The following is a 23,269-nucleotide window of genomic DNA, read 5'->3' as shown; positions in this document are numbered from 1 at the left end:
ATTATTCCGGACCCACGAAGTGCTTTTGACCACAGGGTGCGCTTTTTAGCCCTTTTCCCCACGGGTTTCTTCAATAAATCGGGCTAATTTCTTCAAGGAGTGGTTCACTCCAGCCACGAAGGCCGGGCGAACCAATGGCCACCCGAGGCGACCCACGGCCCCAAGGGGCAGATCTAGGTCTTCGCTCCACAGGAATCGGGATCGGCCGTCAGCAAGTTGTACGACCTCCATGACACCTGTGCCTCGCACAACTCGACCCGTATGAAGGACGTCGACGCGATATGGCTCCTGCCACAAGGTGATGGTCATGGTGTCTAAGAACCCCACCTTGAACCCTAGGTGCGCTCCGGTAAAGGCACTGAGTTCGGAGCCCACAGAACGCCCATCCCCCTTAGTGACGTCAACCGTGGTGCCCACCATCCATTCACCCTGAGCACTCCAGTCCGTGAAGGCGGCAAACACTTCTTCAACTGAGGCATCCACATCAACACTTGCGCGCACTTCAGTCATGAGACCTGCTTACCTTTCAAGTGTGCGTTTTCGGCGCGCAAAGCATCGATAACGGCGTCGACTTCATCCATTCGGTATCCACGAAAGACCACGTCAAAACGTGGATGCTGCGGATCAATTTCCGGACGCAGATCAGGCACTGCGTCAGACACACCGTCGCGCTTTCCAACGGTCAACAACAACGCCAGAGTGATCAGCGCTATCACGATGAACATCACGGTCATGTATCTATCTCACCATGAGGTGCACACCCAAGAATCACCCCCACACATAAACCTGCAAGGCTGTGTCCATGCCAACCCCAGGGTCGCTCGTTCTTGGAGCTCAAGAATTTGGAATTGAAGATCGAGCCATCATGGCAATCGTCAATCGAACCCAAGATTCATTCTTTAAAGGTGGGTCAACTTTTAGTGATGATGACGCCATGGCTGCAGTCAAAACAGCTGTTGAAGCAGGCGCACATGTCATCGATATTGGTGGCGTCAAGGCTGGACCAGGCGTCGAAATTGACCCACAAGAAGAAATCAAACGCACTGCATCATTTGTTGCCCAAGTGCGATCCTCATTCCCAAATATTGTGATCAGCGTTGACACTTGGCGAGCTGAAGTTGGGCGGGCAGTGTGCAAAGAAGGCGCCAACTTACTGAACGACGCTTGGGGTGGAGTTGACCCAGAGCTCGCTGAAGTTGCTGCTGAATTTCAGGTAGGGCTGGTGTGTACACATGCTGGAGGGCAAGAGCCACGCACTCGACCACACCGCGTTGAATACCAAGACGTGATGGCAAGCATCGTCGATTACACCGTTGGATTAGCAGAGCGCGCAGTCAGCCTTGGCGTGCAACCAGATCACATCATCATTGATCCGGGCCATGACTTCGGCAAGAACACCGCGCATTCACTCGATGCTACTCGCCGTTTACAGGAAATGGTGGCAACAGGTTGGCCTGTATTGGTATCTCTTTCCCGTAAGGATTTTGTCGGTGAAGCAATCGGCATTACTGATCCGAATGAACGCTTACTTGGCACCTTGGCTGCTACGTCAATTTCCTCGCACCTTGGCGCTCGAATGTATCGAGTCCACGATGTCGCGGCAACGAAACAGACCTTGGACATGGAGCGTGCAATCGCTGGAATCACTCGCCCTGTGATGGCCAGACGCGGTCTGGCATAACGCGCAATTTTCTTTACGTTACGCATACACAGAAGCGACGCTTCTCCAACATCTGCTTGTTTTCCTTGAGTCACATCAGCGATCCCCCGCTGTTCACGACCTAAGGAGCACTATGACCCGCAATAAGAAGTTCACTCGCATCGCAACAGGCATTACTGCAGGCGCACTACTCACAATCGGCGCTGCGACCATTGCAACAACGGCAAATGCAGCTGATCAGAACACCACCTCAAGTTCCAGTACTTCAAGCAAAACCACGATGCCGCAAGGCAAGGGCAAGGGCATGGGTCGCGGCCACGGCATGCCAGGTGGCCCAGGCCATCAGCAAGGCGTCAATCGTGGGACACCGGTGCACGGTGAAATGGTGGTGAAGAACGCAGATGGCACGTACTCAACTCATGTTGATGTCAATGGCGCAGCAACCGCAGTAAGCGCTTCATCAATCACTGTGAAGGCGGATGACGGTTTCACCGCAACGTTTACTATTAACAGCACGACCGAGGTGCGCACTTCAGCAACTGGCGGAGCAATCACAGACATCAAGGTTGGCGACACCGTTCACGTTGATGGCACCAAGTCCGGCAGCACGTTGACAGCTAACGATGTGCACGCAGGAATGCCAGGCAAGCCACAGACCAAGCCAGCTGCGTAACTTCCCCAAAAACCGAAGACCCCGCCTCTCACCAGGAATGAGAAGCGGGGTTTTCGCACGCATTGCTCACTGAACGGGAATCCCAAGTGCAGCAAAAGCTTCGTCAATCGTTTTCGTCCATACGAGTTGTTCAACAGCATGTTCATGAACAAAGCCCATATCGCGCCAATGCTTGACTTGTTCGCGCAACAAAGCGAAGTCATCCCACGGATCAAGCACCACTACTGGCTTGTCATGCATGCGAAGGTGGCGTGAAGTCCACACTTCCATGAGCTCTTCCAGGGTGCCAATGCCGCCGGGCAGACACAGGAATGCATCCGCCCGCTCATCCATGATGCCTTTGCGTTCGCGCATGTCCGATGTGACGATCAATTCCTGTGCGTCGTGGTCAGCCACTTCATAATCAACGAGGGCCTGGGGAATGACACCGATGGTGTGTGCCCCACCAGCGCGCGTGGCTCGAGCCACTGCGCCCATCATCGATTGGGTCCCGCCACCGGAAACTAAGCCCCAGCCGCGTTCGGCGATCGTAGATCCCACTTCAGCTGCCAGCTCGAGGTAGCGCTCTGGGATATATGGGCTTGAGGCACAGTACACACAAAGAAAGGGCACGGGCGCAGCCTAGGCCGGGTCAGAGTTGCACTGAAACCTAGATAGTTGTAGATTCAACAAAGTAATTGAACATTCAACTTTGTAAAGGACGCAACTCATGGCTGACCTCAGCGGCACCACCGGCACCTGGGCAATTGACCCAACCCACACCACCATCGGATTCTCAGTGCGCCACGCAATGGTTGCCAAGGTCCGTGGACGCTTCACCGACTTCGCAGGCACCTTCGTTCTCGATGGCGCGAACCCATCAGCGTCATCCGCTGAAATCGTCATCCAGACCGCAAGCATCGACACCGCGAACGCTGATCGTGACGCTCACTTGAAGAGTGCCGACTTCTTCAATGTCGAAAACACTCAACTCCTTACCTTCAAGTCAACCTCGGTTGCACAGAAGAACGACAGCCACTTCGTTGTCACCGGTGACCTCACCCTCGGCGAGCACACCAAGAGCATCGAGATTGCATTCGAACTCGTTGGCACCAGCACCGATCCATGGGGCAATGCACGCATTGGTTTCGAAGGCGAAACAGAAATCAGCCGTAAGGATTTCGGCCTCACCTGGAACGCAGCACTTGAAACTGGCGGCGTGATGGTTGGCGACGCAATCAAGATTTCTCTCGATGTCGAAGCAGTCAAGCAGTAATTACTCCGCGGTAGTCAGCCACGCGAGCAAACGCTCGTGACAGCTGCGCACCTGCGCAACTGACACCCACTCATCAACTTGATGAGCGATGCTTGGATCCCCCGGTCCGTAATTTAGGGCCGGGGTTCCAAGTGCGGTAAACCTTGCAACATCGGTCCAACCAAATTTCGGTTGTGGCTCAACACCAATTGTTTTCACGAAAGCAGCCGCTGCCGGTTGATCTAATCCCGGGCGTGCAGCATCAGATTCATCAACAAACACAATCGCGTAGCCCGCGAAAACCTCTTCAACATGTGCTTTTGCTTCAGCAAGAGTGCGATCAGGTGCGAAACGATAATTCACCGTGACAACACATTCATCAGGAATCACATTGCCGGCAACGCCGCCCTTAATTCCGACGGCATTCAAACCTTCGCGATAGGTCAATCCATCAACCACCGGATTGCGCGGCTCATACGCTGCAAGTCGAGCAAGAATTTCCCCAGCTGCATGCACAGCGTTGACACCCATCCACGAGCGCGCGCTGTGCGAGCGAACACCGCTCAGTCGAATTTCTGCACGTAACGTGCCCTGGCAACCCGCTTCAATACCCGCATTCGACGGTTCCATCAAAATCGCAAGTGATGCTTCAAGGAGTTCGGGCTCACGATCAACAATGTGTTGCAAACCATTGAACTGTGATGCAACTTCTTCGCCTTCATAAAACACATAGGTAACATCGCGAACAGGGTTGGTCACTGTTGCTGCGAGCGACAACGCAATCGACAATCCGCCCTTCATGTCGCAGGCGCCTAATCCATACAGTCGATCACCTTCAAAGCGATGTGGCAGGTTGCTCGCGCCAGGAACAGTGTCAAGGTGCCCACCGATCAAGACGCGCTCTGACTTCCCTGTATTCGTGCGAGCAACCAAGGTGTTGCCATGGCGTACGAGCTGCAGGTGGGCACAGCCTTCGAGTGCTCGTTCAACGAGATCTGCAAGATGGCCCTCGTGATGTGATTCAGAGGGCACATCGATGACAGCAGCCGTCAATAAGGCGACATCTGTTGATAGGTCTAGGGCAGGCACATGACTACGGTAGTCGTCATGTCTTCTTCACCTGTTGATCTGTCCGCTGTTTCTGGCCCGGCATCTGCCATGGGCCTTGCCACGATTGCTGGCGACACCATTTTGGATGTCTGGTATCCGAGCCCAGCCTTGAGCGCAACCCCGACTGATGTCAGCGGCCTGAGTAACGCCATCGACAGCGATGCGGTTCGCATGGTTCGCGTGGAAACAGTGGTCACCACGATTGCTGACCTTGCGGCTCCACCCCTAGATGCAGCTGACGCCTACCTGCGCCTCCACCTGCTCTCCCACCGTTTAGTGAAGCCACGCACGATCAACCTGGATGGCATCTTCGGTTTGCTGGCCAATGTTGCCTGGACCAACTTGGGCCCCGTGGCCATCGACCAACTCAGTGAAGTTCGCCTGCGTGCTCGCGCCAAGGGCCTGAATGTCACGGTGTTCAGCGTCGACAAGTTCCCGCGCATGGTCGATTACGTCGTACCCACCGGCGTGCGTATCGCTGACGCTGATCGCGTGCGCCTTGGCGCTCATGTGGCAAGTGGCACCACAGTGATGCATGAAGGTTTCATTAACTTCAACGCCGGCACGCTCGGCGCTTCGATGGTTGAAGGTCGCATTTCGGCTGGCGTGGTTGTGGGTGATGGTTCAGACATCGGTGGCGGCGCATCAATCATGGGCACGCTTTCAGGTGGCGGCAAAGAAGTAGTGACCATCGGTGCCGGTTCACTCATCGGCGCAAATGCCGGCGTGGGCTTGAGCCTTGGCGATAACTGCATTGTTGAAGCTGGTTGCTACGTCACTGCAGGCTCAAAGGTGACCATGCCCGATGGCACTGTTGCTAAGGCCAAAGAAGTATCAGGCCACGACAACCTGCTGTTCCGCCGTAATTCACAAACAGGTGCGATTGAAGTCGTGTCGCGCACAGGTTCATGGGGCGGGTTGAACGCAGCGTTACACGCCAACGACTAACTCAGTGGACGTGCGCTGAAGTCGACGGCGCAACTGACGCCTTTGGTGTGGCTGTGGACGCAACAGCATTTTTCGCGGCAACCACCAGCACTTCTGGACGAGGTGTTAACGGTGGCGATGGAACATCCGCCGTTGCTGGCGTGACCTTGTCATTCCAGTAGTACGACGATCCGGGACATAGCTGCATCACACTCATCCCATACGTACCTGGCTGTGAAGGCCACGCCACCGATATTGGAAAGAACGTTGCTGTTCCGAAAGGAATTGGCGTGCCTTGATTCACCCAAGTGATGTGCCACCCACCCTTTGGCTGCTTGGTCACGGAACTGGTCCACCCAGAAACTTTTTGTGGCTTCACTGCACGCCACGGCGAGCCAACAAAGGCTTCAACTTGCACGGTTGGCTCAGAAGGAAGACATCCATGTTGAACTTCCAAAGTCATCACGCTGGACTTCCCCGCAACAGCGCTGACGCCATTCAACGCGATAATTGCATGAGCATTGGCATCTGATATTGATGCCCCAAAACCAACGCTGACGCGAGCCCCAAGGCTGAGCCTGCCACTCGTATCGATGTCGCCATGCGCGCGAACCTAACAGAACCGACAACGCAGGCCAATCATGAAAGAAGCCCACCTCACAGAGGTGGGCTTCTTTGCGTTAAATGCTTGTGCGAATTAACGTCCAGCAATAGCTACGTAGTCGCGCTTATCTGCACCGACGTACACCTGACGTGGTCGACCAATCTTTGTGGTTGGGTCTTCCACCATTTCACGCCACTGAGCAACCCAACCTGGCAAACGGCCAAGCGCGAACAGCACGGTGAACATGTCGGTTGAGAAACCCATGGCCTTGTAGATGATGCCGGTGTAGAAGTCCACGTTTGGATACAGCTTGCGGGACACAAAGAAGTCATCGCTCAAAGCAGTTGCTTCAAGGGTGCGTGCAATTTCAAGAAGTGGATCTTCAACGCCAAGTGCATCAAGCACGTTGTCGACGTGACCCTTCACAATTGCTGCGCGTGGGTCGTAGCTCTTGTAGACGCGGTGACCAAAGCCCATGAGCTTGACGCCATCTTCTTTGTTCTTCACCTTCGTGACGAACTCCGCGACGTCGCCGCCTGCATCAGAAATCTCCTGAAGCATTTCCATCACTGCTTGGTTCGCGCCACCGTGCAGTGGGCCAAAGAGTGCCTGAATGCCTGCAGCAACTGAGCCGTAAACATTGGCATCTGCTGAACCGACCATGCGAACAGTTGAGGTTGAACAGTTCTGCTCGTGATCAGCATGAAGAAGCAACAAGGTGTCGACTGCGCTGACAACTGCTGGATTCAAAGAAGGAGCAACGCCAGCCTTGCCGAAGGTCATGTTGAGGAAGTTTGCAACGTAACCAAGGGAAGCATCTGGATCAACGAAGGCTTCACCCTGAGTGTGCTTGTAGGCGTATGCAGCCAAGGTTGGCAATGCACCGAGCAAACGGAAGGTTGAAAGCTCAACGCCAGCCTTGTCTGCTGGATCAAGTTCATTTTGGTAGTACGTCGAGAGTGCTGACACGGCTGCCGACAACATTGGCATTGGGTGCGCACTCGTTGGGAAACCCTTGAACAGGTTCTTAAGTTCGGCAGGAACTTCGCGATGCTTATCAATCTCAGCTTCGAACGCTGACAATTGAGCCGCGGTTGGAAGTTCACCGTTGATGAGCAGGTAGGCCGACTCCAAGAACGTTGACTGCGCCGCCAACTGCTCAATTGGGTAGCCGCGGTAACGAAGGATGCCAGCGTCACCGTCGATGTAGGTGATGGCTGATGAGCACGCTGCGGTGTTCATGAATCCATAGTCGAGCGTCACGTGCCCGGTGGTCTTCATAAATGGCGCAATATTGAGACCAGGCTCGCCAACAGTGGACGGGACCTCAGGGAGATCAAGTTCGCCACCAGGGTATTTGACTGCGTATTCAGACACGTTCGCTCCTTCTCAGCACGCTGACCCTACCGAGTCCTGAGGGGCCGCACTACCCGAGAGTGGTATGGGGAGGGTCACATAGCTAGGCGGGACGGAACTTGGCCAATAGCCTCATCCGTTCCGGTCAGTGCAATACGCACGTGGTTTGCCCCAGCTACTCCATAAAAGTCGCCAGGAGTCACCACCACGCCCCGATCTGCAAACCAAGCAACGGTGTCCCAGCAGGGTTCCCCTCGAGTTGCCCAGAGGTACAGCCCGGCAGCGCTGTCGTCAATGGTGAAGCCAGCTGATTCCAGGGCATTCTTCAAGAGTTCCCGACGGGCTCGGTAACGCTCGCGCTGAACCGCTACATGAGCATCGTCGGCATAAGCCACTGCTGCGGCATGCTGCACCGGAGCTGGCACCATCAATCCGCCGTGCTTACGCACTTCCAGCAGCTGCTTGATGATCGCTGGATCCCCTGCCGTGAAACCAAAGCGATATCCGGCGAAGTTAGAACGCTTAGAAAGTGAATGCACGGCAAGTAAGCCTTGGGTGTTGTCATCGCACACCGATGGATTCAAGATCGAAACAGGCTCTTGGGTCCATGCCAATTCGTAGTAACACTCGTCACTGGCAACAATCGCGCCAATCTTGCGAGCATGCTCAACGATGGTTCGCATCCGCTCAGCAGAAAGCACGTGGCCCGTGGGATTACCTGGCGTGTTCAACCAAATCAAGGTTGCGTCATCAATGAGCTCTGGCTCGTCAGTTGCAGTGACGCGAGCTCCACAAAGCGCTGCACCAACTGCATACGTTGGGTATGCAACTTTCGGAATCACAATGTGATCATCAGGACCAAGGCCAAGCAAGGTCGGCAACCAAGCAACGAACTCTTTTGAGCCAATGGTCGGCAAAATTGCAGTTGGCTCAACGGTTGCACCCAAAATGCGAGTCATCCAAGCCGCGCAAGATTCACGCAAATCTAAAGTGCCAACAGTGGTCGGGTAACCGGGTGCATTGGCTGCTTCAATCAAGGCATCTTGAATGATCTGCGGCGTTGGATCAACGGGAGTTCCAACGGAAAGATCAACGACTCCGCTTGGGTGCGTTGCCGCATGCTGCGCGTAAGGCGCCAGAAGATCCCAAGGGAAATCTGGAAGTTGATGGGCCTTGCCCATATTTAGTGTTCGTGCTCCTGCTTAGGCAATGCTGCAACAACAGGCACGTCGAAGGTCTGAGCACCAAGCTTTGCTGCGCCACCTGGGCTGCCGAGCTCGTTGAAGAACTCTGCGTTCGCAGCGGTGTAGGCGGTCCACTCTTCAGGGACGTCGTCTTCGTAATAGATAGCTTCTACTGGACACACTGGCTCGCAGGCGCCACAGTCCACGCACTCATCTGGCTGGATGTAGAGCATGCGGTCGCCCTCGTAAATACAGTCGACCGGGCATTCTTCAATGCAGGCCTTGTCTTTGAGATCAACACATGGCAACGCGATGACGTAGGTCATCTTTTCCTCCAGCGGTTACGGGGATGAGCAAGGGCAAACTTACACAAGCAGGGTGGAACTTGCTGCTAAGACCTCGCAGGAGCCGCATCGCCGCCACCTGGAGTGACTGTTGGTGCCTTCGATGGACTCTTGGTTGGTGACTTTGAAGGTGCTGGAGTTGCCCCGGTACCTGAAGGTGCCGGAGTCGGCCCGAATTGCGTTCCAGGCTTCTTTGGCTTTTCTTTGCCACAGATCACTTCAGGAGATGGCTTGTACCTGGTGGTGATGGTTTGGCGTTTGACTTCAACGCCATCCTTATAAAAGACACGATCAACATCGATCGTGAAGCCCTCCATCCCACCTTGCCCGAGACAGGTTTTTGACTCGTCATAAATGGTCTTGAACGGCTTGATATCTCGACGCGGACCGAAATCGGCCTTGATATCGCTGTAGACAGGTACACCCCAGAACGAAACAGTGACGGAAGTGCTTGTGGCGGAAGCCTGGAGATACACAGGTGTGTCATATGGATTCTTGAACTTCATATCGAAGATTCCCCAGGCAACCGTTGCTTCCAAACCTGCCTTGTAACGCGAAATATAGATCGAATGCGCAATCACTTGCACCGGCTCCATGCCTGCGTAAAACGCAGCAGTCCAGGTGGTGGTGGTTGCAGTTGAAACACCACCCCCGAGTTCTTGAGCGAAGATTCCGCCCTGGCCAATCACGAAACCAACGGTGTAACCATTGGCAACCGTGCGCTCTTTCATGGTGTCGTTCATTGAATAGGTTTCGCCTGGCATCACTACCGTGCCATTTACTCGTCGCGCGGCCTCACCGATGTTTTGTTTGCGGTACGCGGCATATGGGAAGTTTTGAGTGAAAGACGAAAGCCGTGCAGTGACTCCAAGGTCTTGAGCTGCTTGCGTAGATAGCGCTGGTTCGCGAACGCCAACAGTTACTGGAGCAACGCGTGCAGGTGGATTCTTATCAAGCACGCTCCCAACAGCTGCTGCGAGATCTTCATCCGAAACGCCTTTGCCAACTTTTCCAGGAACTACCGAGACTTTGCCGTTGGCTTCAGTGAAGTACGCCGATCGTCCAGCTGTTTCAACAGGTTCTAGTGCACTTGCAACCGCCTTGTGCAAGATCGCTCCATCGAGAACGGGTACGAGAGCACCATTTTCAGCACCGAAACTCAACGAACGAGCAATCACGCGCTTGCCGACCTTGGCTCTGATCGCACCAGTCGTGACATAAACAGGACCGCTCACTGCTTGTTGAGCTTGTGACTTCGCTGCAGCGAGCGCAGCATCACTGACCGTTGGCTTTGATTCGGCTGGAACCACGCGCACCTGGTCATTACCCGTGGCGAAAGCTTGAGTAATTGCGGCGGCTGCAGCGTTGCGATCAATTTCTTTACCGGACTGACCAGCGACTTCAACGGCTTCCAAGCCCTTCATGTCAATCGTTGGTTCAACTGCAGGATGGTCAACAACTGTTGCGATGCCATCAACCTGAGCCTTCAAAGAATCGCTATCAACGAGCACCACTGGATCAAGTGCGCGGCGCGTGAAAAAGTTTCCTACCAATGCGAATGGGTTGTACGTGTGCTCTGCCGCTTGAGTCAATGTGGCATCGACATCGAAGGCCAGACCGGCTTCCGCAGGGACGATGTCGAAAGTCTTACGGCCACTTGTGACAGTGATCGGCTTCTTGGATTGAGTTGCGAATTCCTTTTCGAGCACTGATCGGGCGTCGGCCTCTGACATGCCACCAATCGAAGTACCCATCACTGTGGTGCCCCGAGGAATACCTGATCCAACAGAAATCAATGCGATGACGTACAACAGCACCAATGCACCGATGACAGAGCCACCAATAATGAGGGACCGACGAGACTTCAGCACCGACCAATGCCAGTGGCGCTCTTGAGTCACAGGTCAAACCCCCAGAAAATTCGCAAAGTGTTCTTAGATCGTAAGCGACGTGAGAACAAAGTGCGCGCATGAATCAGTTCGCCGGCGCGTGGGCGTTTGTGTGGCGTTAGTGGGCTGGTTCTGGTTGGTGAGGGATCAACACCGGAAACGTTGTTGCAGCTGCACCAATCACAACACCGCTCAGTAGGTAGACCCACTGACGACCGCCACCTGACAGGGCTAAATCACCGGACGGGCTTTCTCCTGCCATCACTATGGTGGCAAGAATCCAACCCATAAAGAGCGTCATTGCACCCCAACGGCTCATTACCAGCCATGCCCCACCGCGAATCGCCAAGGCAAGAACGACGATCACGACCACCATGCCCCAGGGCACAACGAGTAATCCCCAAGGAACATTGATAACCAAGCGATCAGCCTGAATAAAGGCACCGATCAAGCCGATGAGTAACCCCGCCGCGATCACAGCGAGGTAGCGCAGAAACTGCTTCACTCGGTGACACCAGAAAACAGGTCATGCTCACGTCCATCAACGAGTTCTCCGAGTGTTCCTTCTGCCAGGCGGTAGTACTCAGTGCCAAACACTTGAGATCCCAGGTTATTTGACAGGGCAAAAAAGCCACCGTCGACGGCGACCTGTGTGGCATGCGCACGCAGCGCATCCATCTTCGCTTTCAAGAATTCAGGTGCTGATATTTCCGTAGTGATCAAAGCATCATCCGTCGCGAACGGAAGATCATCAGGATCTAGCTCTGCAAAGCCTGTCGTCTCGCCTGCTGCACGAAGGGCAGTGATGCCATCTCTCAACACCTGCTTGGACATCGCAGTCCAGTAGATCTTCTGGACCTTCCATGGCTCACCGAGTTCCGGCTTGAATCCAGGAACAGCAGCGAGCATCGCTGCGTAATGAGTCACGCGATGCGCCTGCAAATGATCAGGGTGCCCATAGGAGCCGAAATCGTCGTAGGTGATGGCAACCTGGGGCTGCGTCTCCCGAATAACTTTCACCAGTTCAATGGAGGCGTCAAGAAGGTCTGCTCGCCAAAAACATTCTGGCTTTTCGTTTGGAGGCGTGCCGATCATTCCTGAGTCACGGAAGCGCCCAGGCCCGCCGAGCAAACGCCAATCGGTGATACCCAATTCCTTCATTGCTGCGGCAAGTTCTTGTTGGCGATGCTCACCTAGCCGGTCATCTTTATCCGCCGCTAAATGAGCCACGTCAGGCAGGAGGATTTCGCCTTCCTCGCCCAAGGTGCAGGTCACCAAGGTCACCTGGGTACCAGCAGAGGCGTACTTGGCCATCGTGATTCCGGTGGCAATTGATTCGTCATCTGGATGCGCATGGACAAGGAGGAGTCGCTGGGTCACCAGTAGAAGGTACCTTGCTTCCTGTGAGCACCGACGCGACTGCCGAGACTTATCCACGCCAGCGCGCCCGCACGCGCGGCTTCCAGCTTGGCCGTCCGCGCAATTTCCATCTGATCAGCGATCGAGTCCTGTTTATCCGGAGCGCATCGGGAAATGATGCGGCTGGCTCACTGTGGGCACTTGACCTCAATTCAGGTGCCGAAACCTGCCTCGTTGATGTGCGTACCGATATCCCGAGCAGTGACGGCGATGAGCTTCCCGCAGCTGAAAAAGCTCGCCGTGAACGCATGCGCGAGGTCACCGGTGGCATCACTGCCTATAGCGTTGATTCAGCCGGGACATTCGCGGCCTTTGCGGTTAACGGCATTCCATTCATCGTTGACCTTGCGAACAATTCCGTTCGCGCAATTGCTGCGCCCGGACCAGTCGTTGATCCAAGAATCAATCACGCAGGCACAGCTGTTGCTTATGTGATCGAGCGTTCTTTGTATGTCACGGATATTGCAACGGACTGTGCCACCTGCATTGCCGCTGCGACGCATGAACATGAAACGTGGGGCCTTGCAGATTTTGTCGCGGCCGAAGAACTGGCTCGCTATCGCGGGTTTTGGTGGTTACCGGAATCTGAAGGTTCACTCCTAGTCGAATGCTTTGATGAAAGTAATGTCAATGAGTGGTGGATAGCCGATCCTGCGCAACCTGGCAACGAGCCGCAATCACGTCGCTACCCCGCTGCCGGAACAGCAAATGCAGTTGTGGAACTTTGGGTGATCAACGCCAATGGCGAACGCAAGCAAGTCATATGGGATCTTGACGCATTTCCTTATCTGGCAACTGTTACTCCATCAAAATTTGGAACTGTTCTCGAGTTGCTGAACCGCGAACAAAATCTTGTGAGCATTCAACTACTCAATAGCCAGACAGGCGAACTGACGGAACTTCAAAGGCGAAGTGATGCTGCCTGGGTTGACGTGATGTCAGGTGTTCCTTGCCTTGATCGTGAACAACAACTCATCGAAATCGTGAATGACGTCTCATCGGATACCTACCGTTTAACGCGCGCCGATGAGTTCGTGACGCCCGCTGGACTACAGGTGCGCGCACTCATCGATCACGACACAACAAGCGCAGTTGTCGCCGCGTCACGCGAAGCAACAACTCAGGCGCTGTATCGAGTCAACTTTGAATCCGGTGTGATGACTGCGCTGACTGATGAGCAGTCATGGTCAACAGGTGTCGTGAGCGGGGATACATCTGTCATCGTTCAAGCTGATGCATTAAAACCTCACACCACCTTTACTGCGCTCAATGTGGATAAGCCGCACGTGATTGCCAATCACGCAGAAACCCCAAACATCAACGTGCGCCCGCACTACGTGCAAGCAGGTGAGCGATCGCTGGAAACCTGTGTGTTGTGGCCGACAGGCCATGTTGCTGGGTCAAAGAAACTTCCAGTGATCCTCTCGCCTTATGGCGGGCCACATGGTCAACGCGTGATGCGTAACGCCGCTGCATTCACTACCGAGCAATGGTTTGCTGATCAAGGTTTTGCGGTGATCGTCACTGATAACCGAGGCACTCCAGGTCGCGGGCCCGCTTGGGAACGCGCCGTGCACAACGATCTTGCGACGTTTCCAGTTGCCGACCAAGTTGATGCATTACTGGCACTAGCGCAGGAACAACGTGACCTCGACATCACGCGCGTTGGTATTCGCGGCTGGTCCTTCGGCGGTTACTTGGCAGCCCTTGCTTTGATGGAACGTCCAGATATTTTCAGTGCTGCTGTTGCAGGCGCACCTGTGACCGACTGGGCTCTCTATGACACGGCATATACCGAGCGCTACCTAGGTACACCGCAAGGAAACCCGAGCGCCTATGCAAGTACATCCTTGTTAAATAAGGCAGACACGCTTGAGAAACCACTACTCCTTATTCATGGATTAGCTGATGACAACGTCTTTGCAGCGCACACCTTGCAGCTCTCCAGCGCATTGCTCGCTGCAGGCAAATCACATTCAGTAGTCCCACTGAGCGGTGTCACACACATGACCCCACAAGAAATAGTCGCCGAGAACTTGCTGCGACTAGAAGTTGAATTCTTTCGCAGCCATCTCGGCGACTAGTTCGTGCTTTTGGTGAAGCGTTAGTTCTTTGGCTTGCGTCCAGCGCGAGCGCGATCAACCTGAGTCAACAGCACCTTGCGAATACGCACGCTTGATGGCGTGATTTCTACACACTCATCTTCGCGACAGAACTCAAGTGCCTGCTCAAGTGAAAGCTGCTTATGAGGAATGAGCGGAACGAGAATGTCACCTGCAGATGAACGCATGTTGGTGAGCTTCTTTTCCTTCGTTGGGTTCACATCCATATCGTCTTGACGTGAGTTTTCACCAACAATCATGCCTTCGTAAACATCGGTGCCTGGTCCGATAAACATCGTGCCGCGCTCCTGCAAGTTTGCAAGTGCGAAGGCCGTTGTTGGGCCCGTGCGGTCCGCGATGAGCGAACCGGTTGGCCGGGTACGCAATTCACCGTGCCATGGCTCGTAACGATCAAACACATGGTGCAGCAATCCGGTGCCGCGAGTTTCGGTTAGGAACTCGGTACGGAAACCAATCAAGCCACGTGCAGGAACGATGTAATCCATGCGAACCCAGCCAGTGCCGTGGTTCACCATTTGCTCCATGCGACCCTTACGAAGCGCCATGAGCTGGGTGACAACACCGAGGTAATCCTCAGGAATGTCAATGGACAACTTCTCCATTGGTTCGCACTTCTTGCCGTCGATGATGCGGGTAACGACCTGTGGCTTACCAACCGTGAGTTCGAAGTCTTCGCGACGCATCATTTCAACAAGGATCGCGAGCTGAAGTTCGCCACGACCTTGAATTTCCCAAGTATCTGGACGCTCGGTGTTGTTCATGCGGATCGAAACGTTGCCGACAAGTTCTTGCTCAAGACGCTGCTTGACCATGCTTGCTGTGAGCTTCTTGCCGCTCTTGCCAGCAAGCGGTGATGTGTTGATACCGATGGTCATCGAGATTGATGGCTCATCAACAGTGATCACGGGAAGTGGGATTGGGTTTTCTGGATCACCAAGGGTCTCGCCAATGGTGATTTCAGGAATACCAGCCACGGCGATGATGTCGCCTGGGCCTGCGCTTTCAACGACAACGCGAGAAAGGTTCTCGGTCATCATGAGTTCAACAACCTTGGCACGCTCAATGGTGCCGTCGGTCTTCATCCAAGACACTTGCTGACCCTTTTTGATATTGCCCTGGTGAACGCGGCAAAGAGCCAAGCGACCGAGATAAGGGGATGCGTCAAGGTTGGTGACATGTGCCTGAAGTGGCGCACCTTCGATGTATTGAGGAGCTGGCACTGTTTCAAGAAGCACCTTGAACAGCGGCTCGAGGTTTTCTTCTTCTGGCATGCCGCCATCTGCTGGGCGCGTCAATGAAGCGCGACCAGCCTTAGCGCTGGTGTAAATGATTGGGAATTCGATCTGAGCTTCCGTTGCATCAAGATCAAGGAAGAGTTCATAGGCCTCATCGACGACTGCGCCAATGCGGGAGTCGGGACGGTCAACCTTGTTGATCACGAGCACAACAGGCAGGCCTTTTTGCAAGGCCTTGCGAAGCACGAAGCGGGTCTGAGGAAGTGGACCTTCAGATGCGTCAACGAGCAGCACCACGCCATCGACCATTTCAAGACCGCGCTCAACTTCGCCACCGAAGTCAGCGTGACCTGGGGTGTCGATGATGTTGAAGGTGACGCCGCCCTCTGGAGCACCCGGACCGGTGTAGTGCACCGAGGTGTTCTTCGCGAGGATCGTGATGCCCTTTTCGCGCTCGAGGTCCATGGAGTCCATGACGCGGTCATTCACGTCTTGGTTCTCACGGAAGGCACCCGACTGCCACAACATGGCATCCACAAGCGTGGTTTTGCCGTGGTCGACGTGGGCGATAATGGCTACGTTACGAAGATCTTCTCTGCTTGGCACCCGCTGACCTTACGGGGTCGGCACCTATACCGACGAATCGCCCGAATGCCCCTAGAGGGAATCCTTGCCAAAGGCCAGCTCATATTTCGCATCTATCAGCTTTTTGAGTAGCGCTTTGGGTAACGGCTTGTCCTTGGGGAAGTGCAAAGCGCTCTTGGTGCCCGTATAGCCCGCAAGCTCGGATTCAAACTGATTCAAGATCGACCCACTATGCGGGTAATAGGAATTGAAATTCTTCGCCGCCGCAAACCCCGCCATCACTTTGCCACGCACCTTAAAGGCCGGCATGCCGTACGAAATACATTCTTCGCAATCGGGCAATAGCGCCAGGATTCTGGTGCGCACTTCTTGCAAAGTGGAACGTTGCGGTTCCGTGACGCTCTTCAAATACGCATCAATTTCTTTGGCTGACATTTGAACTCAAACTCTTCCTTACTTCGCATCAAATCTATCGGCGTTCATCACCTTTACCCACGCAGCGATAAAGTCATCCACCATCTTCCTTTTATTGTCGTCTTGGGCATATACCTCGGCGTAAGCACGAAGAATTGAGTTTGAACCAAAGACGAGATCCGCGCGCGTGGCTGTGTACTTCACCTCGCCAGTCTTGCGACTTCTCAAGTTGTAGAGATTTTCTCCTGCAGGTTCCCAGACATATCCCATATCGGTTAATGTCACGAAGAAGTCATTCGATAGAACTCCGACGTTGTCTGTAAAGACTCCATGCCCTGATCCTGCATAGTTCGCTCCAATAACTCGAAGTCCACCAATGAGCACTGTCATCTCTGGTGCCGTAAGCCCCATTAATTGAGCGCGATCAAGGAGAAGCTCTTCTGGAGAGACGATGTAATCCTCCTTCAGCCAATTTCTAAAACCATCATGCATTGGTTCTAACGGTGCAAATGAATCAGCATCTGTTTGTTCCACAAGTGCGTCTCCGCGCCCAGCCATAAATGGAACACTCACTTCGACACCAGCTGCTACTGCTGCCTTTTCAATACCTACGTTGCCCGCAAGAACTATTGCATCAGCAAGGCTCGCACCATGCTTCTGAGCCAGTGGCTCGAGCACAGCAAGAACTTTCGCTAAACGAGTTGGCTCATTGCCCTTCCAGCTCTTCTGTGGTTCTAAACGAATACGAGCACCATTTGCTCCACCACGCTTATCTGAACCGCGAAATGTTCGAGCGCTATCCCACGCAGTTGTTACTAACTCTGCAACGGTTAAATCTGTAGCCGCAATCGCTGTCTTGAGATCTTCGACTTTATAAGCAGTTGAGCCAGCAGGAATTGGATCTTGCCAAATGAGATCCTCTTTTGGAACATCTGGACCAAAGTAGCGGGCTTTAGGGCCTAAATCGCGGTGCGTTAACTTAAACCAAGCGCGCGCAAAAACCTCATCGAAATATTTAGGGTTCTTGTAGAAGTGCTCTGATATTCCGCGATAAATAGGGTCCTTGATCATTGCCATATCGGCATCAGTCATCATGAGATTGAGACGCAATGATGAATTCTCAACATCAACAGGCGCGTCTTTTTCTACGAGATTCTTTGGTTCCCACTGATGCGCTCCGGCTGGAGACTTCTTTAGTTCCCAGTCATACTTGAATAATAGTTCGAAGTAACCGTTGTCCCATTGAGTTGGATGAGTGGTCCAAGCACCTTCAATTCCGCTTGTCACGGTATCGCGCCCAATGCCACGAGTTTTATGATTGATCCAACCAAGACCTTGTTCTGCGATATCTGCAGCTTCGGGCTCTGGACCAAGATTCGCAGCGCTACCATTTCCGTGAGCCTTACCCACGGTGTGGCCGCCTGCAGTGAGAGCAACAGTCTCTTCATCGTTCATCGCCATTCTGGCGAAAGTTTCGCGCACCTGCTGTGCGGTCTTCACTGGATCTGGGACTCCGTTAACACCTTCTGGGTTAACGTAAATCAATCCCATCTGAACTGCAGCTAGTGGATTTTCCATTGTTGTTGCATCGACTAAATCGCCATAACGTGAATCACTTGGAGCTAGCCACTCTTTCTCTGAGCCCCAATATGTATCAATTTCAGGCGCCCAAATATCTTCTCGTCCAAAAGAAAAACCAAATGTTTTAAGACCCATTGACTCGTAGGCAATTGTTCCGGCAAGAATCATAAGATCTGCCCAGCTGAGTTTGTTGCCATACTTCTTCTTGATTGGCCAAAGTAATCGACGCGCTTTATCGAGGTTAACGTTATCGGGCCAAGAGTTCAGTGGTGCAAAGCGTTGATTACCCGTAGCACCGCCGCCACGTCCGTCTGCAATTCTGTAAGTACCCGCTGAGTGCCATGCCATACGAATCATCAGTCCGCCGTAGTGACCCCAATCTGCTGGCCACCAAGACTGGCTATCTGTCATAAAGTCATGAAGATCCTTCTTCAGTGCATCAACATCTAACTTCTTGAGCTCCTCGTGATAGTCAAAGTTGGCGCCGAGGGGATTAACTTTCGTGTCATGCTGACTCAAGATCTCTAACTTCAAACTGTTAGGCCACCACATTTCATTTGAACCCTCTGACGTGGTTACTGCGCCGTGAGCTACTGGGCACTTTCCGCCTTGATCAGTCATGAATCTCTCCTAATACATTGTCAGATAAATGAATTGATGCGTTCCTTCAGAGACTTGCTCAGTCAATCACTGGCTTCTGAGAAATTCAAGAGGCAAAGGTGCCTCTCCTAGCGAGAGAATTGAAGAACGGTGACAATGATCGAGAGAACGGTGAGCAAAATGGCTGGGCCCATGTCTTTGACGCCATCGCGCACTCGAATGTGCGCAATGACTGCACCCGCGAAATAGAGAACAAAGCCAAGAGCTGCCAGCTGTCCGAGAAGTGGAATCCAAATACCAACAAGCAGCCCGAGCGCGCCAAGGATTTCAACAGTGCCAAGCAAACGAATCTGACGCTCACGCAAGCCAACATGTACCAACATCTCAACGGCCTTCTCGTTCATCGAGAATTTTCCGAAGGCCGAGAATGCGGTCATGAGTCCAAGTAGTGCAGCAAGAATGATGAGTGCCATGGTGATGGGGTCCTATTCATAGGGCTGAGGAAACCTCGATGCCCTGAACGCTACCGAAGTTGCAGCACTCAGGGTTGCAACGCAGGTAAGACACGCTCAATAAGCAACGGCGCCAAGTCACTTCGTTCATTCATCTCATCTGGATGAAGCCAGATCAGATCATCAATCTCTGCTCGTACGGAAAGCCCACTCACCCATGGATGTTCAAAGATGTAGCCGTGCACTGAATGGTCAGGTTCATTCGCGGCTGCGGTAATCCAGTCGCCAAGAAATCTGAGTGATGCATCGTCAAGCACAGCGCCCACTTCTTCGTTCAGCTCACGGATTGCAGCTTGCGCAGGTGACTCCCCTGCTTCAATTTTTCCACCAGGCAACATGTATCGAGTGGTTCCTCGCTTGCGAACGAGCAACACTCGCCCGTCGAGATCGCGAATAACGACTGCCGAGACAACAAAGTCGGCGGAATTGGTCATTGACCCACAACGTTGCTGACCGGGGCGTTCTTCTTTTTGCCCCAGACGAATAAGTAAAGAATGTCGAGGATGCCGATGGTGTTCACTACTAACAACACGACAAACCACACTGGGCTTCGATTCGCGCCAGCGCGATACAGCGCGAACGCCTTCCAGACAAATGACCAGATGAGCAACACGATGAATACCCAGAGAAATCCTGAGTTCATGAAGTCGTCGGTGCTTGTTTCAGTCATGGTTCAAGGCTAGCAGCGAAACATCTTGTGGTTTAGACGTTGAAACGGAATTCCACAACGTCGCCGTCCACCATCACGTAGTCCTTGCCTTCCATACGAACCTTGCCTTTAGCTTTCGCTTCAGCCATTGATCCATTTTCAAGAAGGTCAGCAAAGGAAACGATTTCTGCCTTAATGAATCCCTTCTGGAAGTCAGTGTGGATAACACCTGCAGCTTCTGGTGCTGTTGCACCAACGGGGATGGTCCATGCGCGTGCTTCCTTTGGACCAGCGGTCAGGTAGGTCTGCAAACCAAGGGCAGCGAATCCAACGCGAGCAAGCGCATTCAAGCCTGACTCTGTTTGCCCAACCGACTGCAGAAGTTCCATCGCTTCTTCATCATCGAGTTCACCGAGTTCTGATTCCAACTTGGCATCAAGGAACACCGCTTCGGCAGGAGAAACCAAACGATTCATCCGCTCTTTGAATTCTGCATCGCCAAGTTCATTTTCATCAACGTTGATCACGTAGACAAAAGGCTTTGCAGTGAGCAAGAACAACTCGCGTAGGGGCTCAACATCAACACCAGCTTGGAAGAGCGTGCTGCCCTCATTCAAAATCACCTCAGCAGCCTTAGCAGCTTCAAGTACTGCGACCTTTGACTTATCGGTGCGTATTTCCTTTTCAAGACGTGGAATGGCTTTTTCAAGTGACTGAAGATCAGCGAGGATCAATTCGGTGTTGATTGTTGCCATGTCTTCTTCTGGAGAAACGCGACCTTCAACGTGCACGACATCGTCGTCAACGAATGCGCGAAGCACCTGACAGATGGCATCTGATTCACGAATGTTGGCAAGGAACTTGTTGCCAAGGCCTGCGCCTTCGGATGCGCCCTTCACGATGCCCGCGATATCCACGAACATCACGGTTGCCGGAAGGATCTTCTCGGAGCCGAAAATGCGGGCCAGATCCTCAAGCCGAGGGTCAGGAACACCCACCACACCGGTGTTGGGCTCGATCGTTGCGAAGGGGTAATTCGCTGCGAGCACGTTGTTCTTGGTCAGTGCGTTGAACATCGTCGACTTGCCTACGTTGGGGAGTCCGACGATTCCGATAGTTAGGGCCACGCCGGCCATCCTCTCAGAGCGCCAAATTGTCAGGCCCCCGTGCCATCGTGAAGCCATGGCTACGAGCAATCTTCCCCTTGAATCCGTGCTGTTACTCCTGGCAATCGGTGCCCTCGTGGGTGCCAGCGCTACGGCAGTCTTCTTCCTCATGCGCCGTCGCAACGACGCGCTGGCTGATGCAGCTGTCGTCGAGGCGCTCACTCCAGTCGCCGAATCCCTCCAGGCTTTGGCTGCCCAAGTTGAGCGCCATGAGCGCACAAATATTGCGGCTCAGACCGAACTGCGCACCACGTTGACCACCACATGGGAAAGCCAGGTGCAGGTGTTGCAGCGCTCAACAGATGATGTTCGCCGTGAAGCTTCGCGCCTTGCTGAAGTGTTGAGTCGCTCAGGTGCTCGTGGACGTTGGGGTGAAATGCAATTACGTCGCCTTGTCGAAGCCTCTGGCTTACTTGATCGCGTCGACTTTGTTGAGCAAGCCTCCTTTGATTCTCACGATGGCGTGGGTCGCCCGGACATGATCATTCGTCTTGCAGGGGATCGAAGTGTGGTCATCGACGCGAAAGTTCCGCTTGCTGCTTTTCTTGAAGCAGAGCAGACAACTGACGAAGCAAGCTTGCAATTGCGACTGCAACAACATGCTGCTGCAGTGATTCGTCACATCGATGCCTTGAAAGCACGTGACTATCAACGCTTGGTTCCCAACAACGCTGAATTTGTCGTGATGTTCTTACCTTCAGAAGCTTTGCTCGAAACCGCATTGCAGATGCGTCCAGATTTATTGGACTATGCATTTGAGCGCAACATCGTTCCGGCAACACCAACTACCTTGTTCGCACTTCTGCGCACTGTCTCACTCACATGGCGCCAAGAACAACTCGCTGAACATGCTGAAGAAATTCGAGTGCTCGGCGTTGAACTGCATCGTCGTTTAGTCACGATGGCTTCACACTTCGCCAAGGTCGGCAACTCATTGGACTCAGCGGTGGCCCAGTACAACAAGGCCATCGGATCACTGGAATCCCGCGTACTTGTCACCGCGCGCCAGTTTGGTGAACTTGGCACAGGAGATGCAGAGCTCCAGGCCCCAACATTGCTGCACACCACGACCCGGCCGCTCACCGCGCCTGAGCTCATTGCGGATGTGAGTTGAGTACCCTGAAGGGGTGATGGACGAAAGCCAATTCAGCGATCCCGCTGAAGACGACGCCTACAGCGCGCTCTTTCGCCCATCTACGCCCGCACCTGCGGTAGCGCCCGATGAAGAAGAAGTCATCGTCATCGTTGAAGAAGCGCCATTTGTTCCCGTAACTCCACCCGCAGCCCCACCAGTAATCAGTAGCCCAAAGGCTGACACCGGGCGTCTATTTCGAAGTGTGGGCGCTGAAACGGCAACTACTGCTCTTCCAGCACTGAGCCGATCCGAAGCCGCACACCTGCGCACTGTCGGAGCGCAGGGCACTGCTGCTCTGCCAGTCATTGCCGAAGAAATCGAACGAGAATCCGCTGATGCGCCTGTGGCTCCTGCTGATGCCGTCATTCATACTTCAGAAGCAATGTTTGCTTCCCCAATTACGAGCGAACCCGAGCAGGTCACCAGCCAGCGCAGTGACCAAATGAAGGAAGCGCCGATGAGCAAGTCGCGCCGCAACGATCCAGGCCTGAACCCACTTGGCGTCTATGTGCTGGTGATCGGTTCAACGGTGATCGCCGGATTCCTTGATTCATTCATCAGCGGCACTGGCCTTGGCTGGCTCACCGGCATTGTGTTTGTCGTGGCATCGATCTATTGCGCAGTGAAGGTGCGAGTCAGTGATGCCAGCGTCGCTGTTATTGCTCCACCAATTGCATACGGCATTGCTGCTTTGACTGTTGGTCAATTAGGTCAAAGTCGCGCAGGCGGCGCTGTCATTTCTGCATTCGTCAATGCGTTCACCACATTGGCTGACAACTGGTTCTGGATTATTGGCACCACGCTTGCAGCCCTTGCTGTAGTTGTTGTGCGCTCGCGCCGCTAATTTTTTTATAGTCTTAGCTGATGCG

Annotated in this window: 25 protein-coding genes; 7 read left to right on the top strand and 18 right to left on the bottom strand. The window is 53.7% G+C overall.

The annotated features are described in order from the left end of the window. Nucleotides 1-45: 45 nt before the first annotated feature. Both PHN51_03530 and PHN51_03525 read right to left on the bottom strand, forming a co-directional pair. Complete coding sequence (locus PHN51_03530; protein MDD2817851.1) at nucleotides 46-510, bottom strand: SRPBCC family protein; 465 nt, start codon at nucleotides 508-510, stop codon at nucleotides 46-48. Continuing rightward, complete coding sequence (locus tag PHN51_03525) at nucleotides 507-734, bottom strand: DivIVA domain-containing protein (GenBank protein ID MDD2817850.1); 228 nt, start codon at nucleotides 732-734, stop codon at nucleotides 507-509. The genes PHN51_03530 and PHN51_03525 overlap by 4 nt, the downstream gene beginning before the upstream one ends. 68 nt (nucleotides 735-802) lie before the next feature. Between PHN51_03525 and folP the strand changes: the two genes are divergently transcribed. Together folP and PHN51_03515 are read left to right on the top strand one after the other, a co-directional pair. Continuing rightward, a complete protein-coding gene (folP, locus tag PHN51_03520; protein ID MDD2817849.1) occupies nucleotides 803-1,681 on the top strand; it encodes a dihydropteroate synthase in 879 nt (292 codons plus the stop codon). 112 nt (nucleotides 1,682-1,793) lie between these two features. Further along, on the top strand, nucleotides 1,794-2,333 hold the full coding sequence (locus tag PHN51_03515) for a hypothetical protein (GenBank protein ID MDD2817848.1): 540 nt from the start codon (nucleotides 1,794-1,796) through the stop codon (nucleotides 2,331-2,333). A gap of 66 nt (nucleotides 2,334-2,399) precedes the next feature. Here PHN51_03515 and PHN51_03510 read toward each other — a convergent pair whose 3' ends face one another. Further along, nucleotides 2,400-2,945 (bottom strand): TIGR00730 family Rossman fold protein, encoded by a 546-nt coding sequence (locus PHN51_03510; GenBank protein MDD2817847.1) that lies wholly within the window; start codon nucleotides 2,943-2,945, stop codon nucleotides 2,400-2,402. A 97-nt stretch (nucleotides 2,946-3,042) separates the two neighbouring features. On the opposite strand from PHN51_03510, the gene PHN51_03505 reads away from it, so the two are divergent. Further along, nucleotides 3,043-3,588, top strand: a complete 546-nt coding sequence (locus tag PHN51_03505; protein ID MDD2817846.1) for a YceI family protein — start codon at nucleotides 3,043-3,045, stop codon at nucleotides 3,586-3,588. Here PHN51_03505 and dapE read toward each other — a convergent pair whose 3' ends face one another. After that, entirely contained in the window at nucleotides 3,589-4,656 is a 1,068-nt protein-coding gene (dapE, locus tag PHN51_03500) for a succinyl-diaminopimelate desuccinylase (GenBank protein ID MDD2817845.1), read from the bottom strand. Between dapE and dapD the strand changes: the two genes are divergently transcribed. Further along, nucleotides 4,657-5,625 carry a 2,3,4,5-tetrahydropyridine-2,6-dicarboxylate N-succinyltransferase gene (gene dapD, locus PHN51_03495; GenBank protein MDD2817844.1) on the top strand — a complete coding sequence of 323 codons (969 nt, stop codon included), beginning with the start codon at nucleotides 4,657-4,659 and terminating at the stop codon, nucleotides 5,623-5,625. Nucleotide 5,626: 1 nt separating this feature from the next. Here dapD and PHN51_03490 read toward each other — a convergent pair whose 3' ends face one another. From PHN51_03490 to mshB, 7 genes are all read right to left on the bottom strand, one after another. Next, the gene (locus PHN51_03490) at nucleotides 5,627-6,106 is read right to left on the bottom strand and encodes a DUF1775 domain-containing protein (GenBank protein MDD2817843.1); all 480 of its coding nucleotides are present in this window, start codon (nucleotides 6,104-6,106) and stop codon (nucleotides 5,627-5,629) included. Between the two features lie 195 nt (nucleotides 6,107-6,301). Beyond that, complete coding sequence (locus PHN51_03485; GenBank protein ID MDD2817842.1) at nucleotides 6,302-7,585, bottom strand: citrate synthase; 1,284 nt, start codon at nucleotides 7,583-7,585, stop codon at nucleotides 6,302-6,304. Nucleotides 7,586-7,659: 74 nt separating this feature from the next. Next, complete coding sequence (gene dapC, locus PHN51_03480) at nucleotides 7,660-8,745, bottom strand: succinyldiaminopimelate transaminase (protein MDD2817841.1); 1,086 nt, start codon at nucleotides 8,743-8,745, stop codon at nucleotides 7,660-7,662. 2 nt (nucleotides 8,746-8,747) lie between these two features. Continuing rightward, complete coding sequence (locus tag PHN51_03475; GenBank protein ID MDD2817840.1) at nucleotides 8,748-9,074, bottom strand: ferredoxin family protein; 327 nt, start codon at nucleotides 9,072-9,074, stop codon at nucleotides 8,748-8,750. 65 nt (nucleotides 9,075-9,139) lie between these two features. Further along, on the bottom strand, nucleotides 9,140-10,993 hold the full coding sequence (locus tag PHN51_03470) for a VanW family protein (protein MDD2817839.1): 1,854 nt from the start codon (nucleotides 10,991-10,993) through the stop codon (nucleotides 9,140-9,142). 106 nt (nucleotides 10,994-11,099) lie between these two features. Then, the gene (locus PHN51_03465; GenBank protein ID MDD2817838.1) at nucleotides 11,100-11,486 is read right to left on the bottom strand and encodes a DUF6113 family protein; all 387 of its coding nucleotides are present in this window, start codon (nucleotides 11,484-11,486) and stop codon (nucleotides 11,100-11,102) included. Beyond that, the gene (mshB, locus tag PHN51_03460; protein ID MDD2817837.1) at nucleotides 11,483-12,361 is read right to left on the bottom strand and encodes an N-acetyl-1-D-myo-inositol-2-amino-2-deoxy-alpha-D-glucopyranoside deacetylase; all 879 of its coding nucleotides are present in this window, start codon (nucleotides 12,359-12,361) and stop codon (nucleotides 11,483-11,485) included. The genes PHN51_03465 and mshB overlap by 4 nt, the downstream gene beginning before the upstream one ends. Before the next feature lie 23 nt (nucleotides 12,362-12,384). Here mshB and PHN51_03455 point away from each other — a divergent pair, with 23 nt between their 5' ends. Continuing rightward, nucleotides 12,385-14,484, top strand: a complete 2,100-nt coding sequence (locus PHN51_03455; protein ID MDD2817836.1) for an alpha/beta fold hydrolase — start codon at nucleotides 12,385-12,387, stop codon at nucleotides 14,482-14,484. Nucleotides 14,485-14,504: 20 nt separating this feature from the next. On the opposite strand, the gene typA is transcribed toward PHN51_03455, so the two are convergent. The 7 genes from typA to ychF form a co-directional block, all read right to left on the bottom strand. Continuing rightward, a complete protein-coding gene (gene typA / locus PHN51_03450; GenBank protein MDD2817835.1) occupies nucleotides 14,505-16,364 on the bottom strand; it encodes a translational GTPase TypA in 1,860 nt (619 codons plus the stop codon). A 51-nt stretch (nucleotides 16,365-16,415) separates the two neighbouring features. Further along, nucleotides 16,416-16,778, bottom strand: a complete 363-nt coding sequence (locus PHN51_03445) for a DUF1801 domain-containing protein (GenBank protein MDD2817834.1) — start codon at nucleotides 16,776-16,778, stop codon at nucleotides 16,416-16,418. Between the two features lie 18 nt (nucleotides 16,779-16,796). Continuing rightward, entirely contained in the window at nucleotides 16,797-18,959 is a 2,163-nt protein-coding gene (gene katG / locus PHN51_03440) for a catalase/peroxidase HPI (protein ID MDD2817833.1), read from the bottom strand. A gap of 107 nt (nucleotides 18,960-19,066) precedes the next feature. Further along, the gene (locus PHN51_03435; GenBank protein MDD2817832.1) at nucleotides 19,067-19,411 is read right to left on the bottom strand and encodes a DoxX family protein; all 345 of its coding nucleotides are present in this window, start codon (nucleotides 19,409-19,411) and stop codon (nucleotides 19,067-19,069) included. A gap of 68 nt (nucleotides 19,412-19,479) precedes the next feature. After that, nucleotides 19,480-19,884: an NUDIX domain-containing protein gene (locus tag PHN51_03430; GenBank protein ID MDD2817831.1), complete on the bottom strand. Its 405-nt coding sequence runs from the start codon at nucleotides 19,882-19,884 to the stop codon at nucleotides 19,480-19,482. Further along, nucleotides 19,881-20,120: a DUF5652 family protein gene (locus tag PHN51_03425; protein ID MDD2817830.1), complete on the bottom strand. Its 240-nt coding sequence runs from the start codon at nucleotides 20,118-20,120 to the stop codon at nucleotides 19,881-19,883. The genes PHN51_03430 and PHN51_03425 overlap by 4 nt, the downstream gene beginning before the upstream one ends. Nucleotides 20,121-20,152: 32 nt before the next feature. After that, nucleotides 20,153-21,226: a redox-regulated ATPase YchF gene (ychF, locus tag PHN51_03420; GenBank protein ID MDD2817829.1), complete on the bottom strand. Its 1,074-nt coding sequence runs from the start codon at nucleotides 21,224-21,226 to the stop codon at nucleotides 20,153-20,155. Between the two features lie 55 nt (nucleotides 21,227-21,281). Between ychF and PHN51_03415 the strand changes: the two genes are divergently transcribed. After that, on the top strand, nucleotides 21,282-22,379 hold the full coding sequence (locus tag PHN51_03415) for a DNA recombination protein RmuC (GenBank protein ID MDD2817828.1): 1,098 nt from the start codon (nucleotides 21,282-21,284) through the stop codon (nucleotides 22,377-22,379). A 16-nt stretch (nucleotides 22,380-22,395) separates the two neighbouring features. After that, nucleotides 22,396-23,244 (top strand): hypothetical protein, encoded by an 849-nt coding sequence (locus PHN51_03410; GenBank protein MDD2817827.1) that lies wholly within the window; start codon nucleotides 22,396-22,398, stop codon nucleotides 23,242-23,244. The last annotated feature ends 25 nt before the right edge of the window (nucleotides 23,245-23,269 follow it).

The sequence above is a fragment of the Candidatus Nanopelagicales bacterium genome, assembly GCA_028687755.1.
Taxonomy (GTDB): Bacteria; Actinomycetota; Actinomycetes; order S36-B12; family S36-B12; genus UBA11398.
The sequence above is the reverse complement of the archived record's forward strand: the minus strand, read 5'-3'. Positions and strand labels throughout refer to the sequence as shown.